Origin of the sequence: Methanobacterium bryantii (assembly GCF_002287175.1) — an archaeon.
GTDB lineage: Archaea > Methanobacteriota > Methanobacteria > Methanobacteriales > Methanobacteriaceae > Methanobacterium_D > Methanobacterium_D bryantii.
Window position 1 is genome coordinate 133,851 of the sequence record NZ_LMVM01000040.1, and the last position, 14,518, is coordinate 148,368.

Here is a 14,518-nt window from a genome sequence, read left to right on the forward strand (position 1 = left end):
ATAAAAGCTGTTTAAGAGATGTATAAAATGAATAACAGCAACTTTGATAGTAATTATAAAATACCATGGAATATCATTATAATTGCAATAGTTTTGAACTTCTGTACTTGGGCATTTTTATTTGTTACTCCACCACTGGGAACTATACTATCAGCCGATTTGCATATTTCTCATTTTCAGACAAGTTTACTTTTCAGTGCCCCTATACTTATGCTAGCTATAGTAGCAATTCCTGCAGGTATTATTGCTGATAGGATAGGCTTAAAGAGGGCAATTGGAATTGGTGCCATTGTTGCATGTATCGGCGCGGTGCTTAGGGGAACAGCATCAACTTATTCTGGGTCACTCATATTTTCGATCATTTTTGGCTTTGGAATGGGATGTACATTTGCAAACCTGCCAAAACTCGCTCGATCATGCAGTTCCAGCCAGCAGACAAGTTCTGTCATGGGATTTATCACGGGTTTCGGACTACTTGCAGGTATTGGGACAGCTCTGGCTATTACAGTTCCACTGATTTATCCGCTAACTAACAGTTATCAGGGTGTTTTTTACGTGTGGAGTGCACCGCTGCTCGTTGCAACAATTTTGTGGTGGGTCGCGGTACGTGAACCACCTTGTCCGAGCGCCGAAATTGAATCTGAACAAACTGGATCTGTAGGGCTAAAGGATGTATTAAAAGATAAAACGCTATGGCTTCTGGCTTTTATACTTTTACTCCATAATATATTCTTTTATACATGGTCGGGATGGCTTCCAACTTACCTGCTGCAAAAAGGAGTTAGTTTAGGCCTTAGTGGGCTGTTAACATCAGTTATGCTGTGGGTAGGTGTCCCGACTGTAATATTGGTGCCAGTGCTGTTTTCAAGGGGCAGTATGTCGAAAAGACTGCTTATATGGGTGCCCAGTTTTATATTTGCTTTCCTTGCAATATGGATATTATATGCCTCCGAACTTGCCATCTGGTTTATAATGGCAATTGCAGGAGTTATAAACATCTTACGTTTTAACACATTACTCAGTTTACCTGTAGAAATCATGCCAAAAAAGCATGCAGGGGTTGCTGGTGGTGTTGTTGTAGCAATTGGTTATATCGGTGCGGTAATTGGGCCCAGCATGACTGGACAAATTCTGGACATTACTGGAAGTTTCCAGATTGTTTTTGTTATCTTAGCAGTGTTATCCTTGATAACAATGGGTTTAACTTTCTTAATTCCTTCAAATAATGAAAAAAAAGTACCAAATACGAAATAGAGAAATAATTTTTGGGTTTTAAGTGCTGAAAAATTTCGTAGTGGTTTATTATAGTGACTTTCAAATTTAATTCTTATTTTTCGTTACATTGGCATGATTTATTCATTTAAATCTGATTTTATCAAATATTATTACTTTTTTTGAGCAAATTAAATTTAATATGTCCTTAATTTACATTTAAACAGATTTAACACTTTAAATTTGAAAAATGATAAAATATAATAAATATTAAATCCATATTAAATAATGGAATTTTGAAGCTTATGGCAATATGTACAAAATTTTAGTGTTGATTTAATCAACAGTTTATGTGAATAACACACAATATTCAATCCATGAGCAATCTAATTTAAATTGTATCTTAAGGGAGTAAAAGAATGTTTTCTAAAGTACCTATAGATATTAATAAAATAAAAAGAGAAAATCAAAATCTAGACCAAGAACTCCTACGAGTAGCTATAATGGCAGAACTGGATGCTATTAACCTTTATGAGCAGATGGCAGACATGACTGACAATGAAGATCTTAAGGCTGTTCTTACAGACGTGGCTCAAGAAGAAAAAACCCATGTTGGAGAATTCCAGACAATGCTTTTAAGAATGGATGAAGAACAGGTCAAAGAGCTCGCAAAAGGTAAAAACGAAGTTGAAGAATTAACTGGGAAAAAATAATTAATTAAAGCAGCTTAAACGAATTTTAAGCATAAATTTACTATTTTTTTAACCCTTTTTTATAAAATTTTTAAGTATTCCAATTCCTTCAATTGCGACTTCAACAGTATCTCCAATATTCATGGGGCCAACACCTGGAGGAGTTCCAGTTGCAATTACATCACCGGGTTTAAGGGTCATTACATTTGATATGAATTCAACGAGCTCATAAACGTTAAATATCATGTTTTTAGTGTTTGATTTTTGTTTAAATTCTCCATTGAGTTTAAGTGAAATATTTTGATTCATTGGATCTAAATCGGTTTCAATACAGGGCCCTATGGGACAGAATGTGTCAAAGCTTTTTGCCCTTGTCCACTGGCCGTCTTTTCTCTGTAAATCTCTTGCTGTCACATCGTTTAATGCAGTATATCCTCCTATATAATCTGCAGCATCTTCTGATTTCACATTTCTTGCTTCTTTAGACAAAACAATGCCAAGTTCACCTTCAAAATCAACTTGACTGCTTGAGGCAGGATAGATTATGTCATCTAAATGCCCAACTACTGATGTTGGGGGTTTTATAAATATTATGGGTTCTTCTGGAAGGTCCATATTGAGTTCAGCTGCATGGTCCCTGTAATTCAAGCCAACGCACACAATTTTGGATGGTGAGACTGGGGGCAATATATTCACTTCTTCAACTTCATAGTTAGTATCTTTTTGGAACTTTCCGATGTTTCTGGAGTTAATTGCTTCTATGGTTGAGCATGAAAGTTCTGTTATATTATTGCCTTTTAATAACCCTGTTTTTTTATGATCATCCTTTAAAAATCCTATAATTTTCATAAATTCACCTTAATCACTCTGGAGTTAATGATATCTATTTATGCAAAACAAAACTAATAAATTAGCTTCTCAACTTTTTATATCCAGTAAAGTCTGAATTTTTTCAAGACGTATACAATTTGTAGAAAATAACTGATTTTAAAATTACAAATTTTTTTTATTTTAAATCAAAATGGATTAATAATCCCATGTAACCTTTAGAAGTATAGCAAGTGCTATGAACTCTATAATACTGCTTAAAAATTCGTGATTGCCGGAAATCATATCGCTATCTAAAATTAAAAGAGCAACGGCAAAGATACTTCTAAGTAGCAGGAATGAGGCAAATAACATAAGGCCGATTGTAAACCCTATTTTTATCTGCCTGTAACTTTTGATATAAAGATAAATTAACCCGAATAAAAGGCCCATATTTAAAAATTCTACGCATATGGCTCCAATTTCCGCTGCTCTATATCCTAATAATTCTATTGTCATGTTAGCTCCATTAAGTAGGTACTGTAACTGTTATATTGTTTCCAGTCCATGAATTCAGGATATCATAGTAAGTTATTTTCCATTCTCCTGAACTGTATGTTGCATTGATTAAGGCATAATATGAATTCCATTTAAACCTTTCAACAACTGGAAGGTCATTTGCGGTATTAATGGCATTTTGTGCTGAAGTGTAAGATCCATTTTCAATTGAAGGGGTATTATATATCATGATGTTTGATTCTTGATTTTGCAGGGTGTTGTACTTTGATACTATGTAACTGCTATTTTGTGAATTGCTTTTTACAACGTCCCATATAAACATGTCCTGGGTTGGATAAGTGGATAAATGGTTGTAACTTGAGTTTAAAGTTAGAGTCTCGGCACTAATTGCATTTGATTTCTCATAAGCCATTACGCATCCAAATGATACTAAAACAATCATGAAGACTGCCATAGCAGCTCTTTTATATTTTTGATTTACTTTCAGGTAAATTATAAGCAGTGTAATTACTGCAAGAACGGTTATTATAATGTCAACTGCAGGGTATATTTCTGCAGCATACCTGGTAATTGAAAGGGGATAAAATAGGGGAATACCTTTTGTTGTTAGAAAATCGAGGAATAAATGAATAACTGCCCCAAAATATGCAAGTGCAATGGTAGTTTTTGTAAATTCCACTGATATATTTCGCCTTATTATGCTGCTGATAAATCCATTTATCTGCTTTCTTGATAGTACATACAAAAAGAGCGTCGAAGTTACGAGCGCAAAGATAAAAGAATGTGTAATGCCCCTGTGTGCAAAAATAAAAAGCTGGGGAGATAATAGTCCAATCCATGTGACAAAAATAGTGTCAAAATCAAGTGAAATACCACCAAAAGCCCCTGCAAGTTTATTCTTGCTTCCAACAGCTGCTAAAATAATATATGGCACTAAGAAATGTGTTATTAAATCCATTTTATCTCCCTTATAAATATTTATATTGAATTGTATTTGATTTAAGACCAATTGTTACTAAGCTTTTAAATCTTTAAAGAGTATCCCGCCATAAAAGAAGAAAGGAGGTTAAATCTTTGATTTGACACATCTTGGAGGTTATCCCACCCACTCTTTAAAGTTATGATTAGATATTATTCGTTTTCTCCTCTAAAATTTTACCGTCACGCACTGTAATGATCCTGTCGGCCATATTTGCAACGTATGGCTCGTGTGTTACCATAACAAGAGTTACATTTTCCTTTTTGTGAAGATCTTTAAGTAAATCTAAAATAATATCTCCTGTTTTAGAATCTAAAGCCCCTGTTGGTTCATCTGCCAGAATAATGGAGGGATTATTAACTAATGCCCTTGCGATGGCTACACGTTGTCTTTCTCCGCCTGAAAGTTTGGTCGGCCTTTGATTGATCCTGTCCTCAAGATCTACTGATTTTAAAAGTTCTAAAGCTCTTTTTTCCATGTCTTTACCTGAAATGGAGGTCCCAATCATGGGGATCTGGACATTTTCAAGCACTGTAAGGTTTGGGATCAGGTTATGGAGCTGGAACACAAAGCCAATTTCATGTGATCTAAATTTACTTAGATCCTTGGTTTTGGTCAGGTCAATACCTGCTACTTCGACACTGCCTTCACCAGCAGTGTCAAGTGCCCCGATCATGTTAAGGAGGGTTGATTTCCCAGAACCTGACGGCCCTATAATGGAAACAAATTCTCCTTTTTTAATTTCAAGATCTATTCCATTTAATGCTTTTATTTTGCCTTTATCATAGCTTTTTTTGAGGCCTTTAATCTCAATAATGTTTTCATTATTCATAGCGCAGTGCCTCCGTTGGTGCTAGTCTGCTTGCCCTGTAAGCTGGATAGATTCCTCCAATGATTCCTACAAGGAAGGCAATTCCAAATGCTCTTAAGAACAGATCAAGCGAGAATACTGGCTTAATCATGGTTCCAAATGTTGCAGAATATGATAGAAGGACTTCAACGCCTACTACGCCTATAATAGTACCGACTATGGCCGCCATGATGGTAAGTACAATTGATTCACCCAGTATCATACCAAGTATTCGTCTACCTCTCCATCCTACAGCTTTTAGAACTCCAATTTCACGTGTTCTCTCGTATACTGACATTATCATGGTATTGATAACTCCAACCCCACCTATAACTATTGCAAGGAGTGAAATTGCCCATGTGGCTGTGTTAATGGCTCCCAGTGCGTCATTTATTCTGCCTGCCTGATCTGCTGCGGTTACTGTTGATAATTCGTTAGGATAAGTATCTTCAATGTGCTGGCTTACTTCTGTGACATTGGCATTTTCAGTTACTTTAACTGCAATGGTACTGATTTTACCGTCGTTACTGGTTAAATTCTGGAGCGTATTTAAAGGCATAAATGCTCCTGCATCCTGTATGAAACTACCTGTTTCGTATATTCCTGTAATTTTAAAGTTTTTATTAAATAGGGTGATATTATCTCCAACTGACTTGTTAAGATCTTCAGCAGCTGTTTTACCTAGTATGATCTCGTTTGTACTTCCATTTGAGTATATCGTTCCATTTACACTGTCTACTCCCATGAGATTTAACTTACTGTCGTCTATACCGCTTATGGAAAGACCATTACCTGAGCTGCCTTCTATATTGGCTGTAGCCCTTAAAATGCCCGCAGTTTCTTTAACACCGCTTATATTTTGGATATCTGTTGCACGGCTTTCATTGATACTGCCTGATGTTGATCCAAATTCGTTAGAACCAGTATGTGTTACTGTAATTTCAGCAGCCCCTGCTTTAAGGGTGCTTTGTGTGGATGCCTGAAGACCACTGGTAACAAGGCCCAGTGCCACAATAGTTGCAATCCCAATTGCAATACCCACAATTGCAAGGGAGGTTCTTGTTTTATTTCTGAATGGATTTTTTATAATTAATCCTAAATAATTCATGATTCAATACTCCTGTCTGAAATTTTATAATACTTAACTGACAGCCATTTTTTTAATAACCAGTATTTAAATAAGTTTTTCAAAATTAGGTGTAAATTATATGCAAATCTTTTACAAATCTTTTTATAAATTAACATAAAAAGCGCTGATTTTAAGTAATATGTATTTTATGGCATGTGTGGTGGTTTTTAGACTTAAAATATATGTAAAAGAGGCTTTTATCTGCATGTCTATTTTTAAATTGAGTTTAGTCTGTGTTCACTAGTTTAAATTTAGGACTCATAATGTAAATGTCTGTGATTGGGATACAATTTAGTTTAAACACGCCTTAATTATGGAAAATATCAATATTATGCCTTTTTTTGGAAAAAATAGTCCATTATAATGCTTTATTTAATTGAGGGGAGTAATGTAATGTAAATACATATTCAAATGTTCCATTTTATGTAAATACCATTTGCTATGGCTTTATTTTCTTAAATAAGTAACGGAATGTTTACATTGATTTATGTTCATGATAAATATCTCTAATACATTTTTAAAACAATAAAAAGGTTATAATACATATTTTATGGTCATTTTAAACCAAAATATTTATATATGCTTCTTTTTAGAACATAATAATGTCTGAAAATTGATTTAAAGGCGTAAATCTAACTATATATTAAATTTGCGGGAAAATTTATTATCTTTATGGTAAATTTTCAGATATTTGGAGGCGGTACAATTAAGCGAATTTCGCGTTTTGCATTTGCTGGCCTGTTAGCGTTAGCACTATGTGTTTTGCCCATTTCAAATGGGTTAAGTTATTTAGGCGAATCACAGGCGAATATTATTGGCGATTCAAATAATGTAAATGGAGTTTCAGTTGCAGAAACTCAAAAATCGATGGGAGTACAGGTAAATGCGGCTAGTACCGTATATAAAAAGGTATATACAAAAGTAAAGTATAAATCCTGGTATAAGTCATGGTATAAATCTTGGTACAAGTACCACGGTAAGTGGAAATACAAGTGGAAGTATACCTGGAAATACAAGTGGAAATACAAATGGGTAGTAACATACAAAAAAGTTACAACATCCAGTTCGACTACTACTACCTCGAGTAGCGTTAGTTCAGCTAGTACATCCAGTAAATCTAACACGACCAATAGCTCAAGTTCTAATTCTAGTACATCTAGTTCCTTAACAAAATATCTAAAAGCCACAACGAACTGCCAGTCAACCAGTACTACTATAAAATCAAAGGCTAAATCAATTACAAATGGTAAAACATCTAGTTATACCAAGGCAGTAGCAGTATATAACTATGTAAGGGATAAAATAGGTTATTCTTTCTATTATAATACTAAGTATGGAGCGATAGGTACTCTTTCTAAAAAAACGGGAAATTGTTGTGACACTGCTCATTTACTAGTTGCTCTTTCAAGAGCTTCGGGATTGCCTGCTCGATATGTACATGGTTACTGTAAATTTTCAAGCGGTAGCTGGTATGGTCATGTCTGGGCGGAAGTATATGTAAATGGTAAATGGTATAAAGCAGATGCAACCAGTTCTAAAAACTCATTTGGAGTTGTAAATAACTGGAAAACATCGACTGCAACAATATATGGTAAATATGCATCGTTATCGTTTTAGGTAGCTATTTACTATTCTATTTTTTTTGAATTTTTAACTTTGAAATAACTATCTGATAAAATGGACTATTTTAGAAATGTATGGCAAAAATAGTTACATTAAAACGTTATAACTGGCTTTAATAGTCCCAAGTAATCTTCAGTAGTATGGCGAGCGCTATAAATTCGATAAAACCACCGATCAGTACCTGTTTACCTGTTAACATGTCACTATCTATAATTAAAAGTGCAATGGTTAAAATACTTCTAATTAAAAGAACTGATGCAAATAGTATAAGCCCTACGGTAAACCCGATCTTTATCTGCCTGTAGCTTTTAATATAAAGATAAAGTAATCCTGATAATAGGCCAATATTTGCGATCTCTATGCAAATAGCTGCTGTTTTAATTAATGCTAATCCAAATAGTTCCAATACCATTTTAATCCCTATAAATCAATTATTCTTTTTCCCATCTTGTACTTGTTTCCAGATGGTTTCAAAATCCATGTAATTTTTTTCCATATTCTCTGAAAGGAAGTACATCTTACCGTATTTTTCTCCAGCAGATTTAACGACTTCACTGTCTTCTAAAATTTTTATATGATGCCTAATTGTTCTGTAATTGACATTTAGCTCTTCGGCAAGCTGATGTGCATTGTAAGGTCGTTCCTTTAATTTTTTAATAATTTTAGCACGGTTTATTCCTCCCCTCGTACCAAGGATTAACCACCAAAGCACTTTTTTCATAATTTATCCCTTTTTGCATTATTTGAAATGATTTTTTAAGATATTCTGGTTTAATTCCTTTAAATTATTTTACTTTTAATCAATAAATAATAACTGGATTGTGCAGTATGATTAACAGGTTAAATTTTAAAAAGGGATTATGTCAGTTAATTAAAAAAAAAGAAATTTGAAGATTATATTTTAAAAAATTAAAGTATATAAGGTTGAAGGAAATCTCTCAAAAATTCGAAGAATTTTTGGAGCAGCAAATCTGAAAGATTTGCATGCTTCGATTTCCTGAACCCAAAAACATTCGGTTTTTGGATGCACCCACCCACCCTGTAATCATAGAAAAAAAGTTAAGCGACACCAGTTTTAGCTATAATTACCCGTACTTTTGATTTAGATACTCTTTAATTTTTTATTGATTCCAAGTGCTGTAATATGGAGTTTTATACATTAAAAACTTTCTAACATCCAAAATTTTTGATTTCGGAAGTTGAAGGAAAATTAAAAATTTTCCTGAACCCCAAACACTTCGTGTTTGGAGGTTTTCCCGCCCTATTGTCCTTAGATGAACCAACAAAGTAGAGGACAAAATTGTTACATTTAATAGTCTCTTATGATTGAAAGGGGACTAAAAGAGGCATTACCTCGCATAGGAGAAATATTAAATGATTTATGGATACTTGCAAAACTGTCAAAAATCTATGGTTTTTGCGGCCGAGGAAATAAATTTCCTCCGGCGTAGAAAAATGTTGTCAAAATTTTCAATTTTGACACCGCGAAAATCAAAGATTTTTCGCATGCCATGCATTTTTCTACAGCTTTGTTTTGCGCTCCGAAATCGTAGCTTACAAATCTTCGATTTGTGCTCCAAAAATTCTTCGAATTTTTGAGAGATTTCGAGAGCCAACAAAAAACGAAGTTTTTTGTGGCGTCAAAAACCTACAGTTTTTGACAGCTTACAGGGTTCCCACCAGCCCTGCAATTAAGATTCAATTTTTAGCTTTTTTTGTATCACCACCTGTATTTATTTATGGTTGGAATGTGTTCTACCACAAAGAACTTAAATTATCACACAAAAATACATTCAGCATTTTCGTTTCTTGATATCACCTTCTTAAACATGTTTAGAAAGTCTCCCACCCAATATACGGAGATTAACCGCCCGCCGCTTTCCTATATTAAACATGTGCTTTTCAGCCTTTTATTTCACCATCCAATACTGTTATAATTCTATCTGCCATAGTGGCTACGTCTGGAGAGTGTGTTACTATAATCAAGGTTACATTCTCTTTTTTGTGGATATCTTTAAGTAAATCCAGAATGATCTCCTGTGTTTTTGAATCTAAGGATCCCGTTGGTTCGTCTGCTAAAATAATAGAGGGGTGGTTGACAAGAGCTCTTGCTATCGCAACCCTCTGTCTTTCACCACCCGAAAGCTTTGTAGGTTTTTGATTGATTTTATTTTCAAGATTCACCGATTTTAAAAGTTCTAAAGCTCGCTTTTCCATCTGTCCATCTGAAAGAGGTGTTTCAATCAGGGGGATCTGGACGTTCTCAAATACAGTAAGGTTTGGGATCAGGTTATGCAGCTGGAACACAAAACCAATTTCGTCTGATCTGAACTTACTTAAATCTTCACTTCGAGTTAAATCAGTACCTGCTACACTTATACTGCCTTCGTCTGGGTTATCAAGTGCTCCGATCATGTTAAGGAGGGTTGATTTCCCAGAACCTGACGGCCCTATAATGGAAACAAATTCTCCTTCTTTAATTTCAAGATCTATACCGTTCAATGCTGTTATTTGTCCTTCTTCATAACTTTTTTTGAGGCCTTTAATCTCAATGATGTTTATATTATTCATAGCGCAGTGCCTCCGTTGGTGCTAGTCTGCTGGCCCTGTAAGCTGGATAAATTCCACCTAACAAACCTAGGAGCAGTGCAACGCCAATTCCTTTGAGCAGCAGGTATGCTGAAAATGCAGGTTCAATTCCCATCATAAGGTGGGTGGCAGATATAATTTCTACAATACCTATTCCGACAACAAGGCCTACCACAATTGCTATTACTGCCAGGACCAGGGATTCTCCCAGTATCATGGTCATGATTCTCTGTTTAGTCCATCCAATGGCCCTCAGAACTCCTATTTCTCGTGTTCTTTCGGAAACTGCCTTCATCATGGTAACAATGACCACTATTCCTCCGACTAAAACTGCAAGCAATGAAACTGCCCATGAACCCGAATTGATAACATCAAGTCCATTATTCATCCTGTCCATTCCTGATAGTGATGTTGATGTCGATAATTCATTTGAATATTTCTGTTCAATGGTGTCGGCTAGATCTGTAGCACTGGTGCCGTCTGCTGCCTTAACCAGGATCAATGAAACTTCTCCAGTGTTTCCTGTGAGATTTTGGAGTTTTGAAAGTGACATAACCACTCCCTGGTCATCCATGAAGTTGCCTGTTTCGTAGGTTCCTACAACTTTGAAAGTTTGATTGGATATGTTTAAAGTATCCCCTACGCTTTTATTCAATCTTTGAGCGGCTGTTTCGCCGATTATTACTTCATTTCCGTTACTGTATGTAGTACCATTGGTTATAACAATGTCATCCATGCTCAGATCACTGCTGTCAATTCCTATTACGCTGTACATGTTCATTCGGAAGTTTCCTTGACCTTGGGGATTTGCAGATTCACTTGTACTATTGCTGCTGTTACTGTCACTGGTGCTGTTATCACTCAAGTCAATGTTTGTTCGTAGAACTCCTGTTGCATTAGCAACACCAGATATCTGCTGGATCTCGGTAACTGTAGTCTGATTAATTAACTGCTGACTGCCGCCACCTGAAGGCCCTCCACCTCCCTCTGGACTTCCTCCTCCCCCACCAGTATTTCCGGATATCACTGAAAAATCAGCAGCACCGGCAGTCAGTGCTTTTTGGGTAGATGCAGAGAGGTTGTCAGTTACAAGACCGAGTCCTACCACCGCAGCGACGCCTATAGCAATTCCAAACACTGCCAGTAAACTCCTTGATTTATTCCTAAATATGTTCTTTATAATCAAATTCCTGAATTTCATGCTCTTTTGTTTAAATAGCCATAGTTAAGTAGTTATTCCAGATTTAAGTCCAAATTTATACTAATTATACCCAAATCTCTACCAAATTATTTTTACATATCCATAAAATTAGAAACAGCTACGGATCACTAAAAAAATAAAATCCTATTTTTCAGCCTTGGAAATATTTCATAACTATTTTAGAATTTAATTCTAAATTTGGACTAGTATGTGGCTTATTATATAAAAACAGCGGAATTCCGGCATATTTTGGGCTAAATTTGGGAAAAGCTTTATATTCTTTCTGGCTCTTAATTGGAGCATAGATATTATTAAAAAACTTTAGCAGTGTGAAATATTCATGTTTACAAAAATTAAAGAAAAATGGTGGATTATAACCTTATTCAGTATATTTGTATTCTCATTTATACTGGATATGTATGTATTAACGCGTTATAACTTATCTTACGGAATGGACGGTCCTTTTTATGATCTTCAGGTTTTGAATATACTTAAAACAGGCCTTCCTGCCAGTAATGATCCTCCGCTTGTTTACTATATGCTTACTCCTTTTGTACTTATAAGTGGAAATTCTTTTCTTGGAATAAAAATTGGAATGGCTCTTCTTGGGTCACTTATGGCATTTCCTGCATTTCTACTTACAGAGATGTTTGGTGAAAAGATTGACATAGAATCTAAGATCCCTGCCCTTTTAAGTGCATTTCTAATAACTGTAAACATATTTTACTTCCAGCTGATTGGAGATTTCATGCAGAATTTAGTGGGTGTCTTTTTCCTGCTCCTCTTAATATATTTTGCAGTTAAGTGGCTTGAAAATCCAAAAGAATGGAAAAAATATGGAATTCTGGCGATTACGATTCTTCTATGTAACATATTTATACATATTTATACGGGAATACTTGCAGTCATTCTGTTTATTTCTCTTTTATTGTTTAACTGGATTTTAATATCTTATAAAACAGGAAAAGTAGAAATGAAAGGTTTAAAAATATTGGGAATAGTTAGTATTTTAGTTATAGGGGGATTAGCAATTTTATTTGCTGTATATCCATATATGTTCTCTAAATTCACTACTGTACTTTCATTCCTGAATAATTCATCTACAAACAGTTCTAATTTAACTGGGGGGAATTTTGTTAATCCGGTAATATTTTTAACTGTTCCTTTCATTTTAGGAGTGCTTGTTACTATATATATTTTCTATAATGGGCTTAAAGAAAAGATAAATGTAGAAAGAAAGGTAATAAGTAGAAAGACGCTTTTGGCATGGGCTTATTTAGTACTGACAGTAATTTTAATTAGTTTAACTGTGGCGCCTTCAGTGGACTCTCAGTATAAAAGCAGGTTCATAGAGTTGGCATTTGTTCCAATTGCCCTTATGGTACCATTAGGCTTAAAATTCATTGAAAACTGGCTGTCAAAGATATACCCTTCTAAAAGAAGGTTAAAATTAGGGTTAATAAGCTTAATAGCAGTTATATTTGTTATATCAAGTTTTTATACCGTTACTGGAGAATTCTCAAGTATGGGGCCAAGTATAACTTCTGAACAGTATAATAATTTGGTTTCTCTCAAAGAAAATCTTACATCTAATAACATCGACACAAATGGTATAATACTGGTCAATGATTATCATACTGGTTACTGGGTGGAATATGTACTTGGAATGCAGGTGGAAACAGGAAACCTGAGTGAAATTCAGAAAGAATATCCAAATCGAACTATATATGCGGTTACTTTGACACAAAATGGCCAATCTCAATTAAAAGGAAATTCCGAGTATTTATGGAATCCGCTGCTTCCTTATTCATTCCCATTTGTAGGATGGAACTTTGATAATTCATTTAATTCAACTGGTGGCCAGAAACAGCTTTCACAAAACATGTCTCCTCCAGGAGATTTGGGAAATGCAACTGGGCAGAATCGATCTGGCACTCCTCCAAATGGTTTAGGAAGTAATAGGCAAAATGACAAAAGTTCCACATTTAATGATACTGGAACGGGTCCAAATAGTGCTGCAAGTGGCGTAAATGGTCCAGTTAATGGAGGTTCATCTGGAGGTATGTCAGATCAAAACTTAAACAGGATAATATCTGATTATGGGACCTTAATTTTCAGTGGAAGTAATTTTAAGATATATAAAATATCTTAACTCCCTATTTTAATAAAATCCTTAAAATATTCTATGGGGGGAACGATTTCGCAGCAGATAAAATAAATTAAACTTTTTAGCGTAAATATAATTTATAAAATGAAGCTTGAGAAAATATTACTACTTCTTTTATGTGGAATAAAGCTAAGTCTATATTTCTATATCTAAAATTAACTGATAAATTTCTATTTGAATTTACTCTCTAATTCTCTTTAAATTAAAATTTAATATTTTTAAAATTAGCATGCTAAAATATAATTAATTCTAAATTAAAATAAAAAATTGTTTTACCTCTATTATTAGAGGTTGTTAAAATTCAGAATGAATTTTGTAACCTCAAAAATCCTACGGATTTTTGGAGGTTGAAGGAAAACTTACAGTTTTCCGAAACCTCAAAAAAAATTTTCAATTTTTTTTGGAGGTTGAAGAAAAATTCTATGAATTTTTCGAAACCTCAAAAACCTCTGGTTTTTGGAGGTGACCCACCCACTGTGCAATATAATCTTCTATGAGCGAAAGGGGATTCAAAGAGGCTAAGCCTCACATAGAAGATATTAAGCGACATATTTGGATACTTGCAGGTGCCCGCCAACCTGCAATTAATATTCTGTTTTTAATTTTCTTGATATCACCTGTAATTAGTTCATTATTTTATATTGAGAGGTTTCAGTATATGGAAAGATGGTGAGATGATTTAACCTCTCAATATATGTAATTATACTTTTAACTTATTTGTTCCCGATTTTTAATAATTCGGTTCATGTA

General features: G+C 34.5%; 15 protein-coding genes. 6 read left to right on the forward strand and 9 right to left on the reverse strand.

The genetic code is table 11. From position 1 onward, the window contains the following. The first annotated feature begins 27 nt into the window (after nt 1-27). Both ASJ80_RS15625 and ASJ80_RS15630 read left to right on the forward strand, forming a co-directional pair. The gene (locus tag ASJ80_RS15625) at nt 28-1,254 is read left to right on the forward strand and encodes an MFS transporter (RefSeq protein ID WP_069583824.1); all 1,227 of its coding nucleotides are present in this window, start codon (nt 28-30) and stop codon (nt 1,252-1,254) included. A 377-nt stretch (nt 1,255-1,631) separates the two neighbouring features. Then, complete coding sequence (locus tag ASJ80_RS15630) at nt 1,632-1,925, forward strand: ferritin family protein (protein WP_048081637.1); 294 nt, start codon at nt 1,632-1,634, stop codon at nt 1,923-1,925. 48 nt (nt 1,926-1,973) lie between these two features. Here ASJ80_RS15630 and ASJ80_RS15635 read toward each other — a convergent pair whose 3' ends face one another. From ASJ80_RS15635 to ASJ80_RS15655, 5 genes are all read right to left on the reverse strand, one after another. Then, nucleotides 1,974-2,753 carry a fumarylacetoacetate hydrolase family protein gene (locus tag ASJ80_RS15635; RefSeq protein ID WP_069583825.1) on the reverse strand — a complete coding sequence of 260 codons (780 nt, stop codon included), beginning with the start codon at nt 2,751-2,753 and terminating at the stop codon, nt 1,974-1,976. Between the two features lie 177 nt (nt 2,754-2,930). Then, nucleotides 2,931-3,230 carry a hypothetical protein gene (locus ASJ80_RS15640; RefSeq protein ID WP_069583826.1) on the reverse strand — a complete coding sequence of 100 codons (300 nt, stop codon included), beginning with the start codon at nt 3,228-3,230 and terminating at the stop codon, nt 2,931-2,933. Nucleotides 3,231-3,240: 10 nt separating this feature from the next. After that, nucleotides 3,241-4,188 (reverse strand): metal-dependent hydrolase, encoded by a 948-nt coding sequence (locus ASJ80_RS15645; RefSeq protein WP_069583827.1) that lies wholly within the window; start codon nt 4,186-4,188, stop codon nt 3,241-3,243. A gap of 166 nt (nt 4,189-4,354) precedes the next feature. Then, the gene (locus ASJ80_RS15650) at nt 4,355-5,041 is read right to left on the reverse strand and encodes an ABC transporter ATP-binding protein (protein WP_069583828.1); all 687 of its coding nucleotides are present in this window, start codon (nt 5,039-5,041) and stop codon (nt 4,355-4,357) included. Then, nucleotides 5,034-6,167 (reverse strand): ABC transporter permease, encoded by a 1,134-nt coding sequence (locus ASJ80_RS15655; RefSeq protein WP_069583829.1) that lies wholly within the window; start codon nt 6,165-6,167, stop codon nt 5,034-5,036. The genes ASJ80_RS15650 and ASJ80_RS15655 overlap by 8 nt, the downstream gene beginning before the upstream one ends. Before the next feature lie 693 nt (nt 6,168-6,860). Here ASJ80_RS15655 and ASJ80_RS15660 point away from each other — a divergent pair. Then, nucleotides 6,861-7,805 (forward strand): transglutaminase-like domain-containing protein, encoded by a 945-nt coding sequence (locus ASJ80_RS15660; RefSeq protein WP_083240957.1) that lies wholly within the window; start codon nt 6,861-6,863, stop codon nt 7,803-7,805. Nucleotides 7,806-7,923: 118 nt separating this feature from the next. Here ASJ80_RS15660 and ASJ80_RS15665 read toward each other — a convergent pair whose 3' ends face one another. Both ASJ80_RS15665 and ASJ80_RS15670 read right to left on the reverse strand, forming a co-directional pair. Beyond that, the gene (locus ASJ80_RS15665; RefSeq protein ID WP_069583830.1) at nt 7,924-8,223 is read right to left on the reverse strand and encodes a hypothetical protein; all 300 of its coding nucleotides are present in this window, start codon (nt 8,221-8,223) and stop codon (nt 7,924-7,926) included. Nucleotides 8,224-8,238: 15 nt separating this feature from the next. Next, complete coding sequence (locus ASJ80_RS15670; RefSeq protein ID WP_069583831.1) at nt 8,239-8,532, reverse strand: ArsR/SmtB family transcription factor; 294 nt, start codon at nt 8,530-8,532, stop codon at nt 8,239-8,241. A 601-nt stretch (nt 8,533-9,133) separates the two neighbouring features. On the opposite strand from ASJ80_RS15670, the gene ASJ80_RS17775 reads away from it, so the two are divergent. Further along, nucleotides 9,134-9,262: a hypothetical protein gene (locus tag ASJ80_RS17775; RefSeq protein ID WP_255360691.1), complete on the forward strand. Its 129-nt coding sequence runs from the start codon at nt 9,134-9,136 to the stop codon at nt 9,260-9,262. 451 nt (nt 9,263-9,713) lie between these two features. On the opposite strand, the gene ASJ80_RS15675 is transcribed toward ASJ80_RS17775, so the two are convergent. After that, on the reverse strand, nt 9,714-10,382 hold the full coding sequence (locus ASJ80_RS15675; protein WP_069583832.1) for an ABC transporter ATP-binding protein: 669 nt from the start codon (nt 10,380-10,382) through the stop codon (nt 9,714-9,716). Beyond that, nucleotides 10,375-11,601 carry an ABC transporter permease gene (locus ASJ80_RS15680; RefSeq protein ID WP_069583833.1) on the reverse strand — a complete coding sequence of 409 codons (1,227 nt, stop codon included), beginning with the start codon at nt 11,599-11,601 and terminating at the stop codon, nt 10,375-10,377. Before ASJ80_RS15680 ends, ASJ80_RS15675 begins: the two co-directional genes overlap by 8 nt. Nucleotides 11,602-11,941: 340 nt before the next feature. Between ASJ80_RS15680 and ASJ80_RS15685 the strand changes: the two genes are divergently transcribed. Beyond that, nucleotides 11,942-13,753, forward strand: coding sequence for a glycosyltransferase family 39 protein (locus tag ASJ80_RS15685; protein ID WP_069583834.1), 1,812 nt, complete (start codon nt 11,942-11,944; stop codon nt 13,751-13,753). Between the two features lie 508 nt (nt 13,754-14,261). Beyond that, nucleotides 14,262-14,441: a hypothetical protein gene (locus ASJ80_RS17225; RefSeq protein ID WP_069583835.1), complete on the forward strand. Its 180-nt coding sequence runs from the start codon at nt 14,262-14,264 to the stop codon at nt 14,439-14,441. The last annotated feature ends 77 nt before the right edge of the window (nt 14,442-14,518 follow it).

Coding starts and splice junctions, on each gene's coding strand:
- ASJ80_RS15645 (WP_069583827.1), bottom strand. CDS start 4,188: ATGGATTTAATAACACATTTCTTAGTGCCATATATTATTTTAGCAGCT.
- ASJ80_RS15680 (WP_069583833.1), bottom strand. CDS start 11,601: ATGAAATTCAGGAATTTGATTATAAAGAACATATTTAGGAATAAATCA.
- ASJ80_RS15660 (WP_083240957.1), top strand. CDS start 6,861: ATGGTAAATTTTCAGATATTTGGAGGCGGTACAATTAAGCGAATTTCG.
- ASJ80_RS17225 (WP_069583835.1), top strand. CDS start 14,262: ATGAGCGAAAGGGGATTCAAAGAGGCTAAGCCTCACATAGAAGATATT.
- ASJ80_RS15670 (WP_069583831.1), bottom strand. CDS start 8,532: ATGAAAAAAGTGCTTTGGTGGTTAATCCTTGGTACGAGGGGAGGAATA.
- ASJ80_RS15685 (WP_069583834.1), top strand. CDS start 11,942: ATGTTTACAAAAATTAAAGAAAAATGGTGGATTATAACCTTATTCAGT.
- ASJ80_RS15640 (WP_069583826.1), bottom strand. CDS start 3,230: ATGACAATAGAATTATTAGGATATAGAGCAGCGGAAATTGGAGCCATA.
- ASJ80_RS15675 (WP_069583832.1), bottom strand. CDS start 10,382: ATGAATAATATAAACATCATTGAGATTAAAGGCCTCAAAAAAAGTTAT.
- ASJ80_RS15655 (WP_069583829.1), bottom strand. CDS start 6,167: ATGAATTATTTAGGATTAATTATAAAAAATCCATTCAGAAATAAAACA.
- ASJ80_RS15635 (WP_069583825.1), bottom strand. CDS start 2,753: ATGAAAATTATAGGATTTTTAAAGGATGATCATAAAAAAACAGGGTTA.
- ASJ80_RS15665 (WP_069583830.1), bottom strand. CDS start 8,223: ATGGTATTGGAACTATTTGGATTAGCATTAATTAAAACAGCAGCTATT.
- ASJ80_RS15625 (WP_069583824.1), top strand. CDS start 28: ATGAATAACAGCAACTTTGATAGTAATTATAAAATACCATGGAATATC.
- ASJ80_RS17775 (WP_255360691.1), top strand. CDS start 9,134: ATGATTGAAAGGGGACTAAAAGAGGCATTACCTCGCATAGGAGAAATA.
- ASJ80_RS15630 (WP_048081637.1), top strand. CDS start 1,632: ATGTTTTCTAAAGTACCTATAGATATTAATAAAATAAAAAGAGAAAAT.
- ASJ80_RS15650 (WP_069583828.1), bottom strand. CDS start 5,041: ATGAATAATGAAAACATTATTGAGATTAAAGGCCTCAAAAAAAGCTAT.